This is a genomic window from Paenibacillus sp. JDR-2 (assembly GCF_000023585.1).
Classification (GTDB): Bacteria; Bacillota; Bacilli; order Paenibacillales; family Paenibacillaceae; genus Pristimantibacillus.
On record NC_012914.1, the window covers coordinates 2,082,311 to 2,105,620 of the forward strand.

Consider the following 23,310-nt stretch of genomic DNA (forward strand, 5'->3'; position numbering starts at 1 on the left):
AATAGCCAATGTGGAGGCGCGAAAATGACGGTGAGTTTCAGTGCTTACGACAGGGAACAGGTCGATTACCAAGATCCCAATTTTCGCATGAAAATATGGACGATCAATCATCAAAGTCAAGTTTCCGAGGAGTACGGTCCATGGCACTATCATGAGGAAGTCGAGTGGATTGCTGTTCTGAAGGGCGCGATGACCATTGAAACTACGAATCATCATTACCCGCTGCAGAGCGGCGATGTGATGCTGCTAGGCTCAAATGAGCTTCATCGTTCCCGTAAATACGGACATTTCGAACTGGTGTACATCGTGTGCCACGTTGATATGACCGCTTTTATGGACCCTTCTCTGCTTACGTATTACGCGGCTTTTACCGGCAAATCGGCCAATCTGACGATGCTGAACGAGCCTTTACGCAAATCCGGGTCTAAGGGACAAGTCTATGAGTTGCTCAATAGGATGCACCGGGATATTACCGTCAGGCAAAGAGGTTACGAGCTTGCCGTCAACGCCAGCTTCAAAATGCTTTTGTATAGGCTCATTCAAATCGATGATAGGAAGGTTATCGCGCCAATGGACCCGCAGCTGGCGGAAAAACTGCGTCCTGCTTTAGCTCTTATTGAGCAGCAGCTGGAGTCGTCTTGCCTGATCGCCGATATCGGCAGGGAGTTGAATTACAACGGCGGTTATTTTGCCAAGCTGTTCAAGAGAGGAATGGGAATGACGTTTACGTCTTACGTGCAAATGCGAAGAATGAAGCGGGCCGCGCAGCTCCTGCTTACGGAGACTTGGTCGGTAACGGAAATCAGCGGCAGAGTGGGATTTGAAAGCCCCGCTCAATTTTATCAGCTGTTTAAGAGGCATTTCGGCTGCTCGCCGAAGCAGTTTGCAGGCCGTCATCGACGGGATAACGGGTCGATAGGGGAGTATTCGCTTATGCAATGGGAAAGCGGAGAGCAAAAAAGGATGGTTCCGCTATAACGGCGGTCCCATCCCTTATCGATCAGAAAAGGTGCTTCGTAATTTTATGGGTCAAATGCTCAATTCTTGGCATCATGCTGGCATCATCAACGGCTGAGAGCTTATCGGGTTTAAACAACTGGATTTTCTTCAGCTGATAATAATCTTGCAAGACCTGCTCAACGGTTAATTGATTCGTCATAAGATATTTAACGTTAAACATTCCTCTTAATATCTCATCCTGCTTGATCAGCAGCTTCCCGTTGACGTTATTAAAAATCCCCTTCCGAACGCCTTCTTCATAGAAAGCTAATATCAGCCGTTCCCTCTGCTTCATGGCTTCATCAAGTTTGTCATGCCATTCCGGGTAACTGGTCTCGAGCTCCTTCAGGAAGATTTCCGTGAAATATTCGTTAAGCGAGACGGTCTGCTCGAATATAAGCTGGAACCTTGTGCTGAAGCTCTGCTCGGAATCAAGCGGCTGTATAGTCAGTTCATTAATGTACCCGATAAAGCCTTCAATAATAAATCCGATGATCTCTTCTTTCGTTGAGAAATACTTATATAAAGTCGCTCTGCTGACCTCCATTACTCTCGCAATCTCATCCATCCGAACGGATTGCAATCCGTTTTTGCGCAGATAAGGGATCAGCTTCACAATAAGCTTCGATCGTGCTTCATGCTTTTTATCCGTTTCATTCCTGTTCAAATCATTACCCCCTTTTTTCATTATAACCGGAATCGCGATTTCGTATATAAACTTGATACATAATGAATAAAATAGACACTTTTTATATATTTTGTTTACCATGTAAGTTTGTTGTGCTAAGATTACTACGAAGCGAATTGAAGGAAGAGAGGGTAAACGGGATGAAAACACAAAAGCTTGGCAATAGCGAACTTGTTGTTTCTTCAATTGGATTAGGGATGATGGGGATGTCTCCGGGCATTTACGGCACGATAGATGACGAGGAGTCCATAAAAACCGTTCATCGGGCTCTGGAGCTTGGGATTACACTGCTGGATACGGCGGACACTTACGGCAATGGACATAACGAGGAGCTTTTGGGGAAAGCGTTAAATGGCAAACGGGAGCAGGCTGTAGTCGCAACCAAATTTACGTTTGGCCCGAACTGGGAATTCATTGGCGGACATCCGGACTATGTCAAGAAAGCCATTGACGAGAGCTTGCGGCGTACCGGCCTTGATTATATCGATTTGTATTATCAGCATCGCGTCGATCCTAAAGTCCCGATTGAAGAGACGGTTGGCGCAATGGCAGACCTGGTTAAAGCAGGGAAGGTACGTTACCTTGGCCTCTCCGAAGCAGATGCATCCAACATTCGCCGAGCCCATGCGGTACATCCGATCTCTGCTTTGCAAACCGAATACTCCCTTTGGAGCCGGGATGTTGAAGCGGAAATTCTCCCCGTCGTAAAAGAACTGGGAATTACCTTTGTTGCTTACAGTCCTCTAAGCAGGGGCTTCATCACGGGGGAGCTTCGCAAGTTCGAGGATTTCAAAGCCGATGACATGCGTCAAATCCTGCCCCGGTTTCAAGGGGAGAACTTCCAAAAGAATGTTGACGTCGTCGACAAGCTTGCGGAAATCGCCAAAGAGAAAAACTGCTCGGTCGCGCAGCTGGCTCTTGCTTGGACAATCGCAAAAGGCGCACTGCCGATTCCGGGAACAAAACGCAGAACCTATCTGGAGGAAAATGCGGGTGCCATAAATATTAAGCTTTCTTCCGAGGATCTAGCCAGTATTGATGCGGTTAGTCCAAAAGCCTTCGGCGGGCGTTATCCGGGGATGGAATAATAATCGTAGTTTTGTTTTTTGACGGATTCCATTAATATAAAGAAAGAATAACGCAGAAACCACGTCATCAGCGAAGTTTAAGTACTTCCTTGATGCGTGGTTTTTTTTAACGCGAAAATCGAGGGGAGCTAGGTCAAACGATGCAGGAATCCACCTTTCTTCGCAAGTTATCCATTAAGCATAGGCTCCTAATCGCTTTCCTCATTACCTCGCTTCTGCCCGTATTCGCCGTTGCCTTTTATTCCAACATGAGATACGAAGCCTCGATCTCCGAGAAGCTGAGTGCTTCGACCCTTCAGGTGCTGTCGGAGTCGGCCATCAATGCAACCCGCGAATTGGCGCAATACGAGACGCTTAGCGAATCTATTATTATTAACAATCTGATTCAGGACGGATTCAAGAACGTAAGCCACATGAACGATTACGAGAAATACGAGCTGCAGACCAACCTGAAGGATGAGCTGGGGGAGCAGGTCTTCCGGCTGAGCAATATCTCTAACGTCGTTTTGTTAACGAATGGCGGGGAGGCATTCTTTGATTTGGGCTTTGAGTGGTACCCGAATAATCAGATTGTCAGCGCTCTGCAAGACCTTGCGACTGCTCCCGGCAATATCAAGTGGACGTATCTCAGGTCTAACCGCGGATCCGACAAAATCGCCCTCAGCCGCATTATATATTCCGAGGAGGATCTGAACGTAAGACTCGGATATCTAATTATCGTTATTGACGAGAAGGTGTTCTCACGCAATACGTTTGAGCATGTGGATCTCGGCAAAGGAGGCCGGATTTACATTGCGAACAGCCGGGGAGTGGTTGTATCCTCCGTCTCTCCCTCCATTGCGCATGGACAAGTCTATAATCAGGATGCCGTGTTTAAAAAAATGAACGCACAGAAGCCAAATACAACCTTCTACACGGAAGCAGATGGCGAACGGGTGCTGGTGGGCAGCGCTTATATCCGGTCAGCGGACTGGTATATGATCGGACTGGTTCCGCATACGTATATCATTTCCGAATTGGATGCCATCCGCAAAAATCTCATTTACATCTGCTTGCTTATCGTCTTATTGGCCGGAGCGCTGGCCATGTGGATTTACAGGAGCATAAACAAGCCGATGCGCGATTTGCTCCAATACGCGAAGCAAATTAAGCTTGGCCGGCTCGAAACCAGACTGTCGAGAACGCATCCGGATGAAATGGGCAGATTATCCGAGACGATTGACCAGATGGTTGCCCGGCTTAAGCTGCTGATCTATCAGGTTGAGGAGGAGCAGCAGGCCAAGCGCGAAGCGGAGCTGAAGATGCTTCAGGCGCAGATTAATCCGCATTTCCTGTTTAATACCTTGAACTCGCTGAAGTGGAGCGCCATGATGAGCGGGAATGAAGTGGTGGAACAAGGCATCGGCTCCTTATCCGAGCTGCTGCGCAACACGATTCTGGTTAAGGAGGAGATGATTCCGCTTGAAAAGGAGATCGACAATTTGCTCCATTATGCCGTTATTCAGCGGATCCGGTACGGCGATTCCTTCAAGTTGGAATGCAGCATGAGTGATGAGCTGCTGTACCGCTGCCTGGTTCCAAGATTTATTCTCCAGCCAATTGTAGAGAATTCGATTATCCATGCGGGAAGCAGCGAAGGCCGGAGAGTGCATATCCGGGTGGAAGGAGAAATCGTAGAAGGCATTCTGCAGCTTACTATCGCGGATGACGGCAAAGGGTTTGATATGGCGGAAGTACAGGAGCGCAAGCAGTCCCATGAGAAGCTGTCCGGAATCGGAATGTCTAATGTGGATGAAAGGATCCGTCTGCATGTCGGCCGGCAGTATGGGATTGAAATCAAAAGCGAGCTGAATGTCGGAACGGAAACGTTAATCCGGCTGCCAATCCTGATGAAAGAGGGTCAAATCGATGTATAAAGTCATTATTGTGGATGATGAGATGATCGTGCGGCATGCGGTGAAAACTTTGATTAAGTGGGACAGATTCGAATTTGCGGGTTCTGCCGCGAATGGCATAGCCGCACTCGAGCTGGCAGCCCGGACTGGTGCGGAAATCATCATTACGGATATCAAGATGCCGGAGATGGACGGACTCGAGCTGATCAAAAAGCTGGTGGCCGGCGATTTTCGGGGAGAGGTGCTGGTTCTCAGCAATTACAACGACTTCGAATTGGTGCGCGAAGCGCTTAAATGCGGCGCTCATGATTATATGCTGAAGCTGACCTTGAAGTCAGAGGCCTTTATGGCGGCCCTGGACGAGATGGCGGCAAAGCTTGATGCCAGAGGACATCAGCTGGCTCCGCAAGGATTGGTGAAGAACGCTGCAGGCGGTGAGCGGACAAGCCTCTATCAGCTGCTAAATAGAGCCGAGCATGGAGAAAGCATAGCCTTTAATCGTCTAACAGGCGAGGAGCACAAAGGAGTAACCGGATTAAACGGTGCCTGCTGTTATTCGTTTGCCGTGTATGCGCAGGAAGAGGAGGAGCAGTCGGATATCGCGGATATTTTAGACAAGCTGGCTGATGGATTATTTCCTGGGAAACAGCATGGATTTGTTATTCCTGCAGGGGCAGGGCGATATTCCCTTATTATTACGGTTCCCCGCAGCCTTAATCCGGCGGAGCCGGAAGAGGTTGCGCACCGTCTGGTCAAGCTCGCAGAGATGTATTACGGTCTGCATGTCAATGTCTTTTTTGGCCAAGCGGCCACTTCGTTTGAGGAATTGCTTCTGCAGCTGAGGTTAAATAAGGAAGCCGATGAGCTGCGTTTTTATACCCGATACACGGAAGGCTGCTGTTCCAGCTTGCCCCGGCAATCCATTAACCAAGAGGGATTCCATCAATCGGAAGCAAGACTGCGGGAGAGCTTGAGGAAATCCGGGGGAAGCGCCGTGGAGCTATGGGTGGAAAGCTCGTTTCTCCTGGTTGAATCGGCTGCGGCACATCGGGTTCCGCCCAGGACGTTAAAAAGGATCTTAAGCGGCAGTATTTGGGGCTTATCGAATACCACGCCTGTCCGGAACGGCCAGCCATGGAATGAACAGGTCTGGATTGAAAAGATGGAAGCGGCGGAGTCGGATTCCGGCCTGCTGCTTCTTATTAAAGATTCATCCGATCAGCTCTATGATGTTATCGGACGCATTCCCGCAGCCGCGGCGATCCGCGGGGAGATCAAGCAGGCGCTTTCGTATCTCGAGGAGCATTACGCGGAGCGGGTAGCGATCTCGGATGTAGCCGCGCATGTCGGCTTGTCCGAGCCGTATCTATGCCAGGTGTTCAAGACGGAAACGGGCAGCAGTATCCTGACCCGGTTAAACGAGATTCGCCTGAATAAAGCCCATGAGATGCTGGCATCGGGCAACTATTTGGTCAAGCAGGTTGCGATTGAGGTAGGCATCCCGGATCCGTTTTATTTCAATCGGCTGTTTCGCAAGCGTTATGGGGTAGCTCCCAAGAATGTTAAAGGCTGATCTTAAAATCGTATAGGTCACGACGCAAAAGGCGCTAAAATTATCCATCATCATCCGTTCTTTTGTTTATATGGCAACTTCGTCAACGTCCTTATAATTAGGCTCATCACAAATCGAAAGGGGTCATGCAACGTGATGAAGCACAAGAAGTGGTATACGTTAACTTCCGTTATTGTATTGCTGTCCGCGGTATTAGCCGGCTGCGGTTCCGGCAACAACTCGAACCCGAATTCGAATTCCAGCAATTCCCCATCCCCATCCCCGACTGCTTCCGCGGCGGCAGAATCCGAGTCTCCATCCGCGGCGCCTTCCGAAAGCGCTTCGCCAGAGACGAAGACCTTCGATAATCCGGAGCTTGATGTTGCGGTGTTCCAAGGCGGCTATGGCCGGGAGTTCTGGGACAGTGTGGCGGAAGCGTTCATGCAGGATTATCCGGGTACCAAAATCAACATCACGGCCAGCCCCAAAATAGCCGAAATGATCCGGCCGAAAATCGTGGCAGGCAACCCGCCTGATTTCATGTACATTGCAGGCAGCGATAACACGCCGCTTGTAGACGGCCTCATTAAGGATAAAGCTCTGCTTGATCTGACGGACGTATTTAACGGTCCTGCTCTTGACGGGACTCCGCTTAAGGATAAAATTCTGGACGGCGTACTCGGCTCCCGCGCAAGCTCGCCTTATGACGACGGCAAAGTCTATCTCGCCCCGTACAACTTTGGCGTAATGGGTCTCTGGTACAACAAAGCATTGTTTGATGCCAAGGGAATTACTCCGCCAAAAACCTGGGATGACTTCTTTGCGGCTAACGCTGCAGCGAAAGAAAACGGACGCGCATTAATGACCTACCAAGGCATCTATCCGGGTTATCTGGAGGAAATGATTGTTCCGGCGATCTATGCTGCGGGCGGTCAGGATGCGCTTAAGCAATTTTTCGATTATGATCCGGAATTCTGGAAGAGCGATACGTTTAAGCAGGTATGGGGTCTTCTCGATAAAATCGCTAAAGAAGACAATGCCCTGATGTCAGGTACTGTTGCGCTGAACCATACCCAATCGCAAACGGCGTTCCTGCAAGGCAAAGCAATGTTTATCCCGAACGGTACCTGGTTTGAGGACGAGATGAAGGATGCCCCGCGCGAAGACGGCTTCAAGTTTGGTTATCTTGGCGTACCGGCGTTCACGGCAGATAAACAGGTGTCCGCGCTGACAAGCGTAGAGACGATGGTTATTCCGGCCAAAGCGAAAAACCCCGAGCTCGCGAAGGAGTTCCTGAAGTACATTTATACGGAAAAAGCGATCAAGCTGAACGGCGAAAAAGCCAAGGCGGTCATGGCGGTAAAAGGCGCGCCGGATCTGGTGAAGGAATACATCTCGGAGACCACCTACAACGTCTACAAAGCAGCCGATGACGGCATGGTTGCGGTTAACGGCACCTTCAAGCCGGTTGCCAAAGGCAGCAAGTATAATCCTAGCGATGAAGTGTATAAACCCATCTCCTCGATCATGAGCAAGCAGATGACCTTGGATCAATACAGCGAGAAGCTGTACAAAGTATATACCGCGATTAAAAAGGAGCTGGAAGCCGCCGGATCGCAGTAAATTCCAAATAAGCGATTCTCGTAAAACCTGCCGTGCTTGATGCAAGTCGGCAGGTTTTATGATTAGAGCATACTTGCGCAGTAAGCTTGGAATGACAAATCTATTGCAGAGGGGATGGTGCGTTTAAGAGAGCTTGGTCCAGGTTGTTTATGTGACAATTCTTTGTAGGAGGTATGAAACGGAAATGAAAAAACAAACCTCAGCTTTGCTGGCGTTCCTGTTACTGTGTTCCGTCCTTCTAACTATCGTGCCAGCTACGGTAAGCGCAGCGAATACGACGTATTACGTCGATTCGGCTTCCGGCAGCGATTCCAACAACGGTACTTCGACAAGCACACCATGGAAAACGTTGGACAAAGTTAATGCAACCACCTTCCAGCCGGGCGACCAGATCTTGTTCAAGTCGGGAGGCGTCTGGAATGGCCAGCTATGGCCGAAGGGCTCCGGTACGGTTGGCTCTCCGATCAAGATCGACAAGTACGGCGGTACGGCCCGTCCGATTATTAACGGCGGCGGAACAGCCCGGGCATACCAATCGACCGGCGCCGTTATGCTTCGCAACCAGGAATATTGGGAGATCAGCAACCTGGAAGTGACGAACGACGATAACTTTAGCGTCGATCTGACAACCGTGACATACGCAAACAGCAAACCTTCGAACATAAGGGACGGCATCCTTGTTGTGCTGGATACGGATCTAGTGCCTGCTGGCGGCGATGGGGTCATGGATCATATCTATATTCATGACAACTACGTGCATGACGTGGATAGTCCAAACGCCTGGCCGAATCAGTACGGAAACGCTTCGTTTAACGGCGGAATCATGTTCTACGTGATAGGCACGCTGAAGCCTAACATGACCTTTAACGACGTGCGGATCGAGAATAATACAATCGAGAAGGTTGACCTGCTCGCGATTGCCAACTTCAACTATACGACAACAACCGCTTTTCAGGATGAGATCGGGCCTAATAACCTGTGGCAGACAAACATTTATATCGGTCATAACTACATGCGTAATATTGGCCAAGGCGCGATTGATATTTGCGATGCCAAGGATGCGGTTGTGGAGTATAACGTCGTGGACGGCTGGTCGAAACGGTACAATGCGGAAAGCGCGGGTATTTATCCGTGGAAATCGCAAAATGTCGTATTCCAGAACAACGAAGTGTACGGCGGTCCAACAACAACGGGCGCGAACAACGGCGATGGAACGGCTTTTGACTTCGACTCTCCGAACATTAACATCGTCTACCAGTTCAACTATACCCATAACAACCCGATGGGCTGGATGAGCTACCTGGGCAGGAGCAGCAACAATATTGCCCGGTATAACATCAGCGACGATAACGCGGCTTATCTTATCAAATTTGGCTGGTTCGACGTGGATACCTCGGCCACCTATTTCCTGAATAACGTGTTTATCTACAACGGTTCCGTTACGAAATTTACGAACTCCAACGCGAACCTGGCGTCGACGTATTTCAAGAGCGTGCCGTATTACTTCTATAATAATGTGTTTTATGATAAAACAACGCCGTCCTCTTCCTTCTGGGCAAGCAGCCCGTCCGGTTACGGCACAGCGGTATTCCGCAATAATGCCTATTATGTGACAACGGGAAGCCACGCGGCAGGCGAGCCAAACGATCCGGCCAAAGTCATTTCTCCTCCGCAAATGGTTAATCCGGGTCAAGCGCCTACCTTGGGAGCAAACGGCTTCACCAGCGGGGCAACGGTATGGGACGGCTACAAGCTTCAAACGACATCGCCTCTGATTAATGCGGGCTTTAACGTACCTCAGCTGGGGACAAAAGATTTTTACGGCAACGCTTTGTATAACGGCTCCGCTCCGGATATCGGCGTTTTCGAATCAACTGTTACGGGCGGTCCGGCCGGCCCAACCTCCGTTGCGGTAGGCGGCACGGTTACGGCAAGCTCCACAAGCAGCCCGTCGGGCGAGGAGAAGGAAAAAGCCTTTGACCAGAACACCTCAACGAAATGGCTGATTACGACAAGCACCGGCTGGATTCAGTATAAATTCGCCACCGGCGTCTCCCAAGCGGTGAAGTCCTACACGATTACTTCAGCGAACGACGTGCCAACAAGGGATCCGAAAAACTGGACATTGCAGGGCTCCAATAACGGAACAACTTGGACCACGCTGGATACGCGGACGAACGAAACCTTCGCCAACCGTTTCCAGACCAATACCTATACGTTCACCAACACAACGTCCTATTCGTATTACCGCTTGAACATCACCGCCAACAGCGGCGCCACCCAGATTCAGTTAGCGGAAATCGGCCTCTTCACTTAGTCAAAAAGCTGTGCGCGGATATTCTTATCCCCGCACAGCTTTTTTTCGCGGCCTCCCCCAAATAACAAAACGGCGAGGTGGGGGAGGGCGGAGTATTAGAATACGCAGCCCATCCACCTAGACGATATTACGCCCATATCCATCTTAAAATCGTCTATAACCTTCGTCGCTTTTGTTCATATCCCCCTCTCCCTTAGTCAACTTATAATTAACTCTATCACGCGGGAGAGGGGATGAAGGCCATGACCATCAGAACAAGAAGAACCTTATTCATCATTGCTTGTTTGCTGCCCGGACTCTTATTGTTCACCTTGTTTAAGGTATATCCGACGATTCAAATTTTCCAAAAATCGATGTTTTTATGGACGGGGTTAAGCGACAAGCCTAAATATATCGGCTTTCGGAACTACACGGATATGTTTCATGACGATACGTTTCTCCTGTCGCTCCGCAATACCGGCTTCCTTATGCTGGTCGTACCGGTTGTTACGATTATCGCCGCTCTTATTAACGCGTCGATTCTAACCAGATCCAAGCTGAAAGAGCGGGGCTTTTACCGGACGGTGTTTTTCTTCCCAAGCATCTTGTCCTTTGTTGTTATCGCTATTCTCTGGTCGTTTATCTATCATCCAACGATGGGTTTCGTTAATTCGGGGCTGGATTTGCTAGGTCTGCACAGCTGGGCCAAACCTTGGCTTGGCGACCAGAAGACCGTGCTTTGGGCGCTTGCGGTTACGCTCATCTGGCAGGCTGCCGGTTACTATATGGTCATGTTTATGGCGGGGATCGACAGCATCTCTCCGGATCTCTACGAAGCGGCGGAGCTGGACGGAGCCACTCGAATCCAGCAGTTTTTCCGCATAACGATCCCAATGTTGTGGGAGATCATCCGGGTAACGATTATTTTTAGCATTAACGGGGTGCTCAGCATCAGTTTTATTATCGTCTCGGTCATGACGGGCGGCGGACCGGACCGGCATTCCGAGGTTGTAATGACGTATCTGTATTCCCAGGCGTTTACGAATTCCAACTTTGGCTACGCGATGGCCATTGGCGTCTTTATCTTCATCATTTCGATGATTCTGGCCGTACTCAGCAATAAACTGACGGAAAGGGGCTCGCATTGACATGTCTTCTTACATCGGAAAAATCGCGCTGCGCCTGTTCCTTATCGTGCAGGCTGTTATTGTCGTATATCCGCTATTGTGGAATGTACTCGCTTCTTTCAAGACAAATGCCGAGGTAATGGAGAACCCCTGGAAGCTGCCATCCGGCCTGCAGTGGAAAAACTACGTAGACGCCTTTACAACGGCCCGCATCGGCGATTATATGCTGAATTCCGTTCTTGTTGTGTTGATCTCGATGGCGGTATTGCTCATAGCCGCGGTGCCGACGGCTTATGTATTAGGCAGAATGGTTTTTCGCGGAAGGGGGTTTATTACGCAGTTCTACATGGCGGGCCTGTTTATCGGCGGCGTGTATATCATTGTTCCGTTATTCATCATGATGAATGAACTGCATATGCTGGACAACCGGTTTTGGTTAAGCGCGGTGTATGCGACAGGCAGCCTTCCATTTTCCGTTTATTTACTGACAGGCTTTATGAAGTCGATAGCGAATGATTATGAAGAAGCGGCCATGATCGACGGCTGCGGTTATTTCTCGATATTAGTCCGCATTATTATTCCGATGGCCCGGCCGGGGATTGTCACCTTAATCGTATTCAGCTTCTTTGATTTCTGGAACGAATACGTGATGGCGATGACCTTTATGACAAGCGATGCGAAAAAGACAATTCCGGTCGGCTTATCCAACCTCATGCAGATCCAGCAGTTCGCAACCGACTGGGGTTCGCTTTTTGCCGGTCTTGTTATCGTGCTGGCGCCAACGGTGCTGATTTATGCGCTCTTGCAGAAGAAGTTAACGGAAGGGATGGCGCTTGGCGGAGTAAAAGGCTAAGAACTTAGGAGGAGATATGAATTGGGCGTAACGATTAAGGAAGCCGCTCAGATCGTTCCTTCGTCCCGGCAGCTGGCTTGGCAGGAGACGGAGTTTTATGCGTTTATTCATTTTACCGTTAACACGTTTACGGACATGGAATGGGGAACGGGGGAAGAGTCGCCCGGGATCTTTAGTCCCACGGAGCTTGATGCCAGGCAGTGGGTGAAGGCATGCCAAAGCGCCGGTATGAAAGGCTTGATCTTAACCTGTAAGCATCATGACGGATTTTGCCTGTGGCCTAGCCAATATACGGATCATTCGGTGAAGAGCAGCCCCTGGAAGCAAGGGGACGGCGATGTTGTGAAGGAAACAGCAGAAGCCTGCCGCGAAGCGGGACTGAAGTTCGGCATCTATGTCTCGCCATGGGACCGGCATGAAGCAAGCTATGGGGATTCCGAGCGTTATAACCGGTATTTCGTGAATCAATTGACCGAGCTGTTGGATGGCTATGGCGAACTGTTCTGCGTCTGGTTCGACGGGGCTTGCGGAGAAGGTCCTAACGGCAAAAGGCAGGTCTATGACTGGGATGCCTACTATGAAGTGATCCGGCGTCTGCAGCCTGGCTCGGTGATCTCGGTCTGCGGTCCGGATGTGCGTTGGTGCGGCAATGAAGCGGGACATACACGGCTGGTGGAATGGAGCGTAGTGCCGGCCAGCCTTCGGGATAACGAGAAAATTCAGGCAAATTCCCAGCAGACGGACAGCGGTGAGTTCGCGAGGCGACTTGGCTCCGAGGAAGAGGATTTGGGAAGCCGCAAGGTTCTGGCGGAGACGGACCGGGTTGTCTGGTATCCGGCAGAGACAAACACGTCAATCCGTCCAGGCTGGTTTTATCATAAGCATGAAGACGACAAAGTGAAATCAGTTGATGAGCTGGTTGATTTATATGAACGGACGGTTGGCGGGAACAGCACCTTCCTGCTGAACTTGCCGCCGGACCGGCGCGGGCTGATCCATGAGCAGGATGTATCCCGACTGCAGGAGCTTGGCCGCGAGCTGAAGAAAAGATACCGGAGTAATCTCGCAAGCGAAGCGAACGTTACGGCTTCTGCTTCCCTTAATGAGGAACATGAAGGAGCTAAGCTTACCGATGGCCATCTCCATACGTTTTGGAGGACAGCCGAAGGAACCGAGTCGGCCACAATTGAATTGCAATGGAAGAATAGGATAACCTTCGATCGCGTCACGCTGAAGGAGCATATCCGGGAAGGTCAGCGGACTGAACGGTTTTATCTCGAATGGCATGACGGTGCGGACTGGCATCCGCTCTATGAAGGCCAAGTCATCGGATATAAAAAGATTTGCCGGTTTGAACCTGTTGAAACAGATCGCATTCGTATCCGCATCACCGAATCAAGAGGGTATCCAACCTTGCGGGAAGCTGGCGTATACTGGACGGACATGGGGGATGAGCATGAATCGGAACCTGGCGAATCAGAGGAAAGGAAGCTTTTCTCGCCTTAAACGGATGTGGTGGATCGCAGGCGGCGTGCTTCTTCTTGCGTCAGCGGGATTGGCTGTTGCATGGCCCCAGCCTACGGGAGGAAGTCCTTCCGGTAGTGAAGCGATTGCGACCGTAGGCGGTCAGCCAATCAGTCTCGATGAATTCCGGCTTTATATGGATAAGGCGAAAGGCGAAGTAACCAATTATTTCAGCGTGACCTACGGGGCGGAGGATCGCAAAGATTATTGGACTTCTGCATTTGGCGGTGAAAGGCCTATTGACCGGCTGAAGAAACAAGCTATGAAAGACGCCGTTGAGGGAAAGACGCTGCAGCTGCTTGCAGTGGAGAACGGACTGGCCGAAAGCAGTTCTTTTGCCGACTTTACCCGGAATTGGAACGATAACAATCAATCAAGAGCCAAGGATTTGAAGCAGGGGAAGGCGATTTATGGCTTGGGGGAATATGATTTAAGCCAGTTCTACTTCTATTCGATCAGCAATCTGAAGCTTGATCTGGCGGAAAAGCTAGGCGAACGGGAGCTTAAAGTGACGGATCAAGAGCTTCTTGACAGGTATCAGTCTCATGCTGAATTCGCGGGGCAGACGCAATTAACTTATAAAGAATTGTCCATCCCTTTCGGTGACGGGGAAAGGGAACAAGCATACAAGCAAATAACGGAAGCTCAGCAGGAGCTGAAAGCGGGTTTATCTTTCGAGGAGGCCGCCAAGAAGTACACCGAAAATGGTCTTCGCGACAACACGGTTATTATTGGCGGCCAGGATTCTCCTCTTCAGGCGGATGCGGTGCTGAAGCAGGCGGCTGCCCGGCTGGAGATCGGCGAATACTCGCCAGTCCTGGACTGTGGCAGCGGCTTCTCGATTATCCGGCTGGTTAACCGGACCGACAACTTTTCCGTTCCGCTTGATTCGGTCAAAGCCCAGCTGCAGGAAGAGGTTCTACAGCTTAAATTTCAGGCGTATCTGGCTGATCAGGTGAAAAAGAGGAATGTGCAAATCAAGCAGGATGTTTATGATCAGTTAAAGAAAGACCAATAAATTTGTCCACCTTCTATGGGTCCTTTTCCTTGAGCAACTCTTGAAATTATTGCTATAATTTCCTAATAGAGCTTCAGGAGAGAGCAGCATGCAAAGGCAAAAGGGGGATGGAAGATGGAGCATTGCAACGAAAGTTTTATAGTAAGCATCGATCGTTTCAAGCCGCATACCTTTCATTTGGAAGAAGGTGACGGCCTCTTTATCTCGCATTCCCATGATTATGATGAGTTGACTTTGGTTCTGGACGGAGAGGGCTATTACAGCTCCCCGGAACAAAACATAAAGGTAAGCGCGGGCAGCTTGATCTTGATTCCTCCCGGGCTGCATCACGGCTTTGTATGCACGAAACCTTGGAGAGGGGTATCCGTTCATTTCAACCATGAGCGGATTCCGCTGCAATCCCGATACCTGTTTCATGCCGGGTATGAATGTAATCGAATTCATCATATTCAGCTCGCCGAGGAAGATACCGAATGGGCGGAAATTAGTTACAGCCAGCTGGAGAAGGAATGGAAGAAGGACCGGAGCAGCATGGATTCCTTCAATATAATGAGAATCGCGTTTGAGACAGTGATCGTCTTATTCCAGCGCTATCAAGCCCTTTTTTCCCAAACAGCCGGAGGCAAGAACGATCAGACGGTTATTCATGAAGTGTTGAAGGAAATACACGCCAGGTTCTACAGTCAGCTTACGGTTCATGAGCTGGCGTCCAAGCATTTTGTATCGGAGAGCAATTTGCGCAAGAAGTTTACCGAAATCGTTGGCGTATCGCCAAAGCAGTATATGATTAACCTGCGAATGGAGGAGGCGAAGCGTCTGCTGCGCCAGACCGACAAAGCCATTGAATCGATTTCCTCCGAGGTGGGTTTCACTTCCTCCAGCCGATTCTATGATTTCTTTGTCAAATCGGTTGGGGTGACACCTTTCGAATGGCGCAAACAAAACATGAAATAACGATTCATATGAAGCCGTCTCCTGGAGAAATGTCATTAAGTTAAGTCTATCTTAATGGCATTTCTCCAGGAGACGGTTTTTTTCGACCGTCGAAACCGACTTGGCTATTCCGTTTTTTGAACAGAAATTAAAGCGCTTTCGTAATTGTTCGCGGGTGGGGCCTCCTAGATAATAGGAGATGCAAGGCGTAATGATGGTGCAAGAAAAGGAGAGAGTAGATGACACAAGCTGAAACATTCAACAACCCTATTGTTGCAAACGCTGGCGATCCATGGGTGTATAAGCATACGGACGGTTATTACTACTACATGTGTACGCGGGGGAACCGTCTGGTGCTTACGCAATCGGCTAGTCTGACAGGACTTGCAGGGGGGCGCAAACAAACAATTTGGACACCTGAGGCTGGAGGCCCGTACAGCAGCAATCTGTGGGCGCCGGAAATTCATTTCCTGAATAACAAATGGTACATCTACTACACTGCTAATGATGGAGGAGGGGATGATACCCGCCGGATTTGCGTCCTGGAGAATGAGCAGGCAGATCCGCTTGAGGGCGAGTGGGCCTGGAAAGGCGCGTTGCAGACACCTGTACCCGGTCTGGACGGAACCGTACTTGAGATGGGGGAGCAGTTGTACTTCCTATACGCCGGTTATGGTCACTTCCCGGACTATGGTTCAGCCATTTATATCATGCGAATGACAAATCCGTGGACGTTAACCGGAGAGCAGACCATGCTGACGGCTCCAACTCTGGAATGGGAGAAGCAAGGGGGTATGGCGATTAATGAAGGGCCTGTTATGCTGAAGCGTAACGGAAGAGTGTTTCTTATTTATTCTGCCAGCACGACCTGGTCCGAGGATTATTCGCTTGGGATGCTGACCATGGAGGATTCGGCAGACCCGATGGCTGCGGATTCCTGGACGAAAACGATGCAGCCGGTATTTAAGAAAAGCGTTGAGAACGGGGTATACGCGACGGGACATAACAGCTTTACCAAGTCGCCTGATGATCAGGAGGATTGGATTGTCTTCCATGCGCTGCATGCGCCTGGAGTGGAGACCAAGCATCGTGCAACCCGTATTCAGAAGTTTGGCTGGCATTCGGACGGATCGCCTGATTTTGGAGTGCCTTACGGGGATACGTTTGCCTTGAAGGTGCCATCGGGGGAATAAGCAACAGCTCTTTTTTTTACCGATTGATACATCAATTCTGTAACTAAATAGTTTTTCTGCGAACTACAACGGAGGAAAAGCCTTTTTATAGGCGGGAATTGATGAGATCAGCTTTGTTAGTTCCAATATTTAAAAATGAAAACGTTGACATTCAAGTATGGAAGTTCATTAAACGTGAAGCAGGGGGATAAAAACATGGGAACGATGAAGAAACGTTTGCTTAACCTGTTACTTGTATCCGTACTAACCGGTTCCGCTCTAGCGGCCTGCAGCAACAACAATAATGATCCGAAGGAGTCCGCTGATCCTGCCGCAACAACCGACAGCTCGCAGGCGCCGGCTGTAACGACGGCTTTCTCGGATATCAGCCCAACCATCCGCGGCAATAAAGCCCCAACCCAAGAGCAGATGGATGAAGTCAACAACACGTTAAACGATACTTATCTCGGCGATCTGTACGACGAGAAAATTCCAAGCCATTATGACGCGTACCCTTATAAAAAGGACGTAACGCTGGACGTATGGCTGCCGGCCGATTCCCAAATTCCGGATATGAACAATCAGGTCGTACAGAAGCAGGTCGAGAAATTAACCGGCATCAAGGTTAATTTCATTACGCCTCCGGTTGGCCAGGAAGCGGACGCGTTTACGCTGATGATGTCTTCGGGCGAGCTGCCGGACATTATTATCGAGCCGGAACGTTACCCGGGCGGACTTGAAGCGGGCGTTAAAGACGGCGCTTATCTGGATTTGACGGATTATATGGATAAATACGCTCCGAACTATAGCGAATGGCGCAACTCCGATGAGACAAGAAGAAAAACAACGGTAACGGACAGCGGCAAGCTGTTGGGCTTCTATGGCATCGCTCCTTATTCCGAATGGATGTGGTTCGGCATGCTGATCAAGAAGGAAGCGCTTGATAAGACGGGACTCGAAGTGCCGAATACGATTGACGAATGGCATACGTTCCTGACCAAAGCGAAGGAAGTCGGCTACAGCGAGCCGCTCAACTACGGTTCCACTTACGGTCAGATCTTTACGGGCATCATCAACGGTGCTTATGGCGTATGGGACTGGACGTTTATGGATGCGGACGGCAAGGTGCAATGGGGCCCGGCCCAGCCTAAAGCGAAGGACTATCTGGCTACCATGCAGCAATGGAACAAAGAGGGACTGCTGAACAAAGACTGGGCGACTGCGGACTTCAACCAGCGGATGGCAAGCGCCATTTCGGCTAAAACAGCCGTTATGATGGATTCCCCGGATACGATGTGGAGCTACTGGAAGCAGCAGAACAATATCGACTTCGTTGGCGCTCTGAACCCGGTTCTGAACGCCGGCGACAAGGCGGCTACCACCTACAAGAACTTCAAGAGAACAGGCAGATCCGCTGCGGTTACGACGCAGGCCGATGATGTGGAAGCGGCTATGAGATTTCTTGATTTTGCTTACAGCAAGAAAGGCTGGGAGATTCTGAACTACGGCGAATACGGCAAGGTGCATCTGGTTGACGAGACGGGCAAGCCTTACTTCCAGCCTGACAGCTATATTTACAAAGATCCGGACGGTCAGCCGGTAGCGACAACTCTTGTGAAATACCGCATGCACTCCTGGCCGGATATCCGCGACGAGCATAACTCCAACCCGCTGATCGTGGCAGAAGGCAGCTACTCGGGCGACATTCGGAAAACTTGGACGGAAAATATGGACACAAGCGTAGCGATGCCTCCGATTACGTTCACGACGGAAGAAGCCTCCCGCGAAGCGGAGCTTGGCAACCAGCTGTCGACGCTGCGCAATGAATATTTTGCCAAGATTATTAAAGGACAGCTGCCGGTAGATGCGTACGACAAATTCCTGAGCGAAGCGAAGAAGATGGGACTTGACGAATTCCTGAGCATCCATCAGGCTGCGCTTGACCGGTATAACGCGCGGTAATTTCAAGTTTAGGTTTATACAGGAGATATACGGGCATGGCTGTTTGCGGATTCCGCAGGCGGCGATGCCCTACCTGGGAAATAAGGCGGTGGATGCATGAGAACGGGTCAAATCATCAAAAAGGACGTTAGAAAAAACTGGTTTGTCTATTTATTGGCGGTACCTGTTATCGCATGGTTTGTCATTTTCTGCTATGGGCCGATGTGGGGATTGTTGATCGCATTCAAAGACTTTAAGCCGCTGCTGGGCTTCTCGAACAGCGACTGGGTAGGCTTGAAGCATTTTATCGATTTCTTCGGGGGGCCGTATTTCTGGCGGGTCGTTAAAAATACGCTGATGCTGAACGTATGGGGCCTTGCTTTTGGTTTCACCGCTCCGATTGTATTGGCGTTATTACTCAACGAAGTACGAGACGGCAAATTCAAGAAGCTGGTACAGACGATCACTTACATGCCGCATTTTATCTCTCTGGTTGTCGTGTGCGGGATGATTCATATTTTTACGGAGGATGAAGGGGTTATTACCCAACTGCTTCAGCTGATTACAGGCAAGGATTATACCTCTTTACTCGGGTATTCCCAGTTTTTCAGGCCGATCTATACATTCTCCGACATCTGGCAGACGATCGGCTGGTCCAGCATCATCTATCTCGCTGCCATGAGCTCGATTGATTCAACGCTGTACGAAGCGGCGGATATGGACGGAATCGGCAGATTGAAGAAAATGTGGCATATTACGCTGCCGCAGATCAGCCCGGTCATCATTATTCTATTTATCTTCGCCGTAGGCGGCATCATGGCGTCCAGCTATGAGAAGATTATCCTTCTCTATAATCCGCTTACCTATGATAGAGCCGATGTTATTGCTTCCTATGTCTACCGGAGAGGCTTGCGCGAAGCGAGCTTGAGCTATTCGACGGCCGTTGGTCTTATCAGCTCGTTAGTCAACTTTGCCCTGCTGTGGGTAACGAACAAAATAGCAAGCCGCAAATCCGAAGTGAGCTTATGGTAGAAAGGGGAGGCTTTTACGATGAAGTATCAGTCGATCAGCAGCAGAACATTTGATGTCATGATCTATGTCCTGCTCACGGTTTTAACATTGTGCTGCCTGTATCCGATCGTCCATATCATTTTCGCTTCCGTTAGCGATCCGGCAAGACTGGTTGCGCATAAAGGCGTTCTGTTAAAACCTCTTGGCCTTACGATTGACGGCTACAAGCTGATTTTTAAGGATAACAGTCTATTGGTGGGCTATAAGAATACAATCTTGTATGTAGGGCTTGGAACGTTAGTGAATATGCTCATGACGATTATGGGCGCTTTCGTTCTGTCCAGGCGGGATTTGTATTTCAAGAAATATATCATGATCATTATTACCGTGACGATGTTTTTTGGCGGCGGATTGATTCCGTGGTTCTTATTAATGAAGGATATCGGCCTGTACAACAATCTGTGGGCGATGATTCTGCCTACGGCCTTGAACACTTGGAATATGATCGTGCTCCGTACCGGCTTCCAGTCGATTCCGACCGAGCTCGAGGAAGCGGCGATTATTGACGGCGCAAGCCAGCTGAAGCTGCTCGTAAACGTTATTCTGCCGCTGTCCAAGGCGACGCTCGCCGTTATTTTCCTCTATTATCTCGTAGGCAACTGGAACTCCTGGTTTAACGCGATGGTGCTGCTGAAGGACCGGGATCAGTTCCCGCTGCAGCTGCTGCTCAAGGAGATTCTGGTGGCTAACGATTCAACGGCTACGACTCAGGGCAGCGCCGGCGGCGTTGTGATCGACAGCGCATCCAGCGCGACCGCTTTCCGGGAATTGGTGAAGTATTGCACGATCGTCTTCTCCACGTTGCCGATTCTGATGGTGTATCCGTTCCTGCAGAAATATTTTGTTAAAGGCGTCTATGTCGGTTCAATTAAAGGCTAATTGCAAAGGAGCTTGCTAACTTATGAAACTTACGATTCCCCGTCCCGAATATCCGCGTCCTCAGTGGGTTCGGCCTGATTGGATCAACCTGAACGGGCAGTGGCAGTTCGAAATCGACCATGGCAAAAGCGGCAAAGAGCGCGGCTTCCAGGAGCCCGGACTTGAGCTGTCCGGTACGATTAACGTGCCGTTCTGCCCGGAGAGCAAGCTCTCGGGCGTAGAATACAAGGATTTTATGGCAGCGGTCTGGTACAAAAGAGAAATTATTCTTCCGGATGATTGGGCAAACGACGGGCGAGTTCTGCTTCACTTTGGCGCTGTCGATTACGAAGCGGAGGTATGGGTGAACGGCACGGCGGTAGGCAGGCACCGCGGCGGTTATTCCTCCTTCAGCTTTGATATCACTTCTGCTGTCTCGGCGGGGAGCAATGTGATTACCGTCTACGCGGTAGACGACCTGCGTTCGGGACGTCAGCCGCGGGGCAAGCAATGCGGAGGGTATTACTCCTCAGGCTGCGATTATACCCGAACAACGGGAATCTGGCAGACGGTATGGCTGGAGCGGGTACCGGAAGCTTATTTGGCAGGAATGAAGCTTGTCCCGGATCCGGACAATGCATGTGCGCATCTGGAGCTGCAGCTTGGCGGAAGCGGGTTTAAGGCCGGCACCAAGCTGGCTGTAAAAGCCTTGTATGAAGGCGCGGCAGCTGGCGAAGCGGCAATTACCGTATCGGGTCCGTCGGCGAAGCTGACGCTCCCGTTGTCGACGGTTCATCTCTGGCAGCCGGGCAGTCCGGAATTGTATGATCTGGAGATCAGTCTGGTTCGGGATGGGCAGACGCTTGATTCGGTCCAGTCTTATTTTGGGCTTCGCTCGGTGAAGCTGGACGGGATGGCTTTCCGCATTAACGGCAAATCCGTGTTCCAGCGGCTTGTGCTGGATCAGGGATTTTACCCGGATGGCGTCTATACGGCTCCAAGCGACGAGGATCTCCGCAAGGATATCGAAATCTCGATGGGGCTTGGTTTTAACGGCGCAAGACTGCATGAGAAAATATTCGAGCCCCGTTTCCTGTATTGGGCGGATAAGCTTGGTTACCTTGTGTGGGGCGAGCATGCCAACTGGGGACTGGACATAACGACTTCAGAGGGGCTGGCCGGGTTTTTGCCGGAATGGCTGGAAGGAATGGAACGCGATTTCAACCATCCCGCGCTTATTGGCTGGTGCCCGTTTAACGAGACTTGGGATAAGGACGGGACCAAGCAAAATAACGAGGTGCTCCGCATCGTCTATGAAGTGACGAAGCGGATGGACCCGACGCGTCCCGTTATCGATACAAGCGGTAACTTCCATGTCATCACGGATATATTTGACGTTCATGATTACGACCAGAACCCGGAGACGTTCCGGGCGAGATACGAGCCGATGAGGAACGGCGGCGAAGTGTTTAATACGTTCCCTAAGAGGCAGCAGTATGAAGGCCAGCCTTATTTCGTCAGCGAATACGGCGGGATCTGGTGGAATCCGGAACAGAAGGACGAGAAGTCGTGGGGCTATGGAGACCGACCGGTGTCGGAGGAGGACTTCCTAGCCCGTTACGCGGGACTCACGGATACGCTGCTGGATCATCCGATGATGTTTGGCTTCTGCTATACGCAGCTGTATGACGTGGAGCAGGAAGTAAACGGCTTGTACACGTACGACAGACGGGAGAAATTTGACCCCGAGCTGATCCGCCGCATTAACAGCCGCAAGGCGGCAATAGAGGACTGATGCGGGAGACTTTCGGGTAACCGGAAGTCTCTTGTTATTTGAGCGACGCAAGACTTTCGGGTAACCGAAAGTCTTTTTCTATTTGTTATAAAGAGGAATATGGATGGTGACTCTTTAATATGTAGCTACGAGGTGGTTTTATGAAAAAGCTAGGAATGTTATTCTGTGTGTGCTTGCTGTTACTATACGGATGTCGGAGCTCCGATAATGGGCTAGCTAATGCCCAGGAGAAGATCGAGCAATCCAATCTCTCTTTTAAAATTCCGAAACTAGACGGCTACGAAGTTATTTATGTGCAACGCGTCGGTCCGCCAAAGGATGAGCAGGGAAAAGCCATTGGAGACAAGCAAGAGGTTCTTGTTGCTTACGCCAATCATAAAGGCAAGCTGGTTAAACCGGCAGGCGAACAGAAAGCAAATAAGGACATATTATACGGACCCTATCAAGGTGAAACGTTAATTGCGATAACCTATAGTAATTATGGTTCCGAACTGGATAATAGTCAGGTGATAATAATAGGCGGTGAGCAAGTTCAGAGAGCAGTTGCAGCAGGCGAGCGCACTTTGCTTGTTTTTAACGGAGAAGAAGGTTCGATAACGTTGGAGTATAACAAATTAGATGAAGCAGCTATTACAAGTCTGACTGAACAAGTAATCAAGGAGAACAAATAGATCTAACAGATTAAGACTTCCGGATTTCCGGAAGTCTTTTTTTGTCTTTTTGCGGAAGTATATGTCTCCTTCTTAAGACCCCGATGGGGACGTAAAGCACTATTTATTTGGTAATTTTTGTCGAAGTTATTGAAATGACATATACAATATATATAATATGTCTTGTGTGTGAGCCACAGCTATAATACACCGCTAGGAGGTGGGGA

Annotated in this window: 18 protein-coding genes; 17 read left to right on the forward strand and 1 reads right to left on the reverse strand. The window is 50.0% G+C overall.

All coding sequences use genetic code 11. The annotated features are described in order from the left end of the window. The first annotated feature begins 24 nt into the window (after positions 1-24). On the forward strand, positions 25-978 hold the full coding sequence (locus tag PJDR2_RS09080; protein WP_015843370.1) for an AraC family transcriptional regulator: 954 nt from the start codon (positions 25-27) through the stop codon (positions 976-978). Positions 979-1,000: 22 nt separating this feature from the next. On the opposite strand, the gene PJDR2_RS09085 is transcribed toward PJDR2_RS09080, so the two are convergent. Next, positions 1,001-1,666: a TetR/AcrR family transcriptional regulator gene (locus PJDR2_RS09085; RefSeq protein ID WP_015843371.1), complete on the reverse strand. Its 666-nt coding sequence runs from the start codon at positions 1,664-1,666 to the stop codon at positions 1,001-1,003. A 161-nt stretch (positions 1,667-1,827) separates the two neighbouring features. Between PJDR2_RS09085 and PJDR2_RS09090 the strand changes: the two genes are divergently transcribed. From PJDR2_RS09090 to PJDR2_RS09165, 16 genes are all read left to right on the forward strand, one after another. Next, a complete protein-coding gene (locus tag PJDR2_RS09090; RefSeq protein ID WP_015843372.1) occupies positions 1,828-2,775 on the forward strand; it encodes an aldo/keto reductase in 948 nt (315 codons plus the stop codon). A 140-nt stretch (positions 2,776-2,915) separates the two neighbouring features. Then, positions 2,916-4,691, forward strand: coding sequence for a sensor histidine kinase (locus PJDR2_RS09095; RefSeq protein ID WP_015843373.1), 1,776 nt, complete (start codon positions 2,916-2,918; stop codon positions 4,689-4,691). Beyond that, entirely contained in the window at positions 4,684-6,243 is a 1,560-nt protein-coding gene (locus PJDR2_RS09100) for a response regulator transcription factor (RefSeq protein WP_015843374.1), read from the forward strand. Before PJDR2_RS09095 ends, PJDR2_RS09100 begins: the two co-directional genes overlap by 8 nt. Before the next feature lie 135 nt (positions 6,244-6,378). Beyond that, the gene (locus PJDR2_RS09105; protein WP_015843375.1) at positions 6,379-7,845 is read left to right on the forward strand and encodes a carbohydrate ABC transporter substrate-binding protein; all 1,467 of its coding nucleotides are present in this window, start codon (positions 6,379-6,381) and stop codon (positions 7,843-7,845) included. A gap of 184 nt (positions 7,846-8,029) precedes the next feature. Next, the gene (locus tag PJDR2_RS09110) at positions 8,030-10,162 is read left to right on the forward strand and encodes a discoidin domain-containing protein (protein ID WP_015843376.1); all 2,133 of its coding nucleotides are present in this window, start codon (positions 8,030-8,032) and stop codon (positions 10,160-10,162) included. A 242-nt stretch (positions 10,163-10,404) separates the two neighbouring features. Next, positions 10,405-11,289 carry a carbohydrate ABC transporter permease gene (locus PJDR2_RS09115; protein WP_041613386.1) on the forward strand — a complete coding sequence of 295 codons (885 nt, stop codon included), beginning with the start codon at positions 10,405-10,407 and terminating at the stop codon, positions 11,287-11,289. Position 11,290: 1 nt separating this feature from the next. Beyond that, positions 11,291-12,121, forward strand: a complete 831-nt coding sequence (locus PJDR2_RS09120) for a carbohydrate ABC transporter permease (RefSeq protein WP_015843378.1) — start codon at positions 11,291-11,293, stop codon at positions 12,119-12,121. A 21-nt stretch (positions 12,122-12,142) separates the two neighbouring features. Further along, on the forward strand, positions 12,143-13,627 hold the full coding sequence (locus PJDR2_RS09125) for an alpha-L-fucosidase (RefSeq protein WP_015843379.1): 1,485 nt from the start codon (positions 12,143-12,145) through the stop codon (positions 13,625-13,627). Further along, positions 13,578-14,663 carry a peptidylprolyl isomerase gene (locus PJDR2_RS09130; RefSeq protein ID WP_190276185.1) on the forward strand — a complete coding sequence of 362 codons (1,086 nt, stop codon included), beginning with the start codon at positions 13,578-13,580 and terminating at the stop codon, positions 14,661-14,663. Before PJDR2_RS09125 ends, PJDR2_RS09130 begins: the two co-directional genes overlap by 50 nt. Positions 14,664-14,777: 114 nt before the next feature. Beyond that, on the forward strand, positions 14,778-15,617 hold the full coding sequence (locus tag PJDR2_RS09135) for a helix-turn-helix transcriptional regulator (protein WP_015843381.1): 840 nt from the start codon (positions 14,778-14,780) through the stop codon (positions 15,615-15,617). A gap of 218 nt (positions 15,618-15,835) precedes the next feature. Then, positions 15,836-16,789 carry a family 43 glycosylhydrolase gene (locus PJDR2_RS09140; protein ID WP_015843382.1) on the forward strand — a complete coding sequence of 318 codons (954 nt, stop codon included), beginning with the start codon at positions 15,836-15,838 and terminating at the stop codon, positions 16,787-16,789. Positions 16,790-16,984: 195 nt separating this feature from the next. Further along, positions 16,985-18,730: an extracellular solute-binding protein gene (locus tag PJDR2_RS09145; RefSeq protein ID WP_015843383.1), complete on the forward strand. Its 1,746-nt coding sequence runs from the start codon at positions 16,985-16,987 to the stop codon at positions 18,728-18,730. Between the two features lie 96 nt (positions 18,731-18,826). Continuing rightward, positions 18,827-19,741, forward strand: coding sequence for an ABC transporter permease (locus tag PJDR2_RS09150; RefSeq protein ID WP_015843384.1), 915 nt, complete (start codon positions 18,827-18,829; stop codon positions 19,739-19,741). A gap of 18 nt (positions 19,742-19,759) precedes the next feature. After that, positions 19,760-20,659, forward strand: a complete 900-nt coding sequence (locus PJDR2_RS09155) for a carbohydrate ABC transporter permease (RefSeq protein WP_015843385.1) — start codon at positions 19,760-19,762, stop codon at positions 20,657-20,659. A 22-nt stretch (positions 20,660-20,681) separates the two neighbouring features. After that, the gene (locus PJDR2_RS09160) at positions 20,682-22,433 is read left to right on the forward strand and encodes a glycoside hydrolase family 2 protein (protein ID WP_015843386.1); all 1,752 of its coding nucleotides are present in this window, start codon (positions 20,682-20,684) and stop codon (positions 22,431-22,433) included. 140 nt (positions 22,434-22,573) lie between these two features. After that, complete coding sequence (locus tag PJDR2_RS09165) at positions 22,574-23,104, forward strand: hypothetical protein (RefSeq protein ID WP_015843387.1); 531 nt, start codon at positions 22,574-22,576, stop codon at positions 23,102-23,104. Positions 23,105-23,310 lie beyond the last annotated feature (206 nt).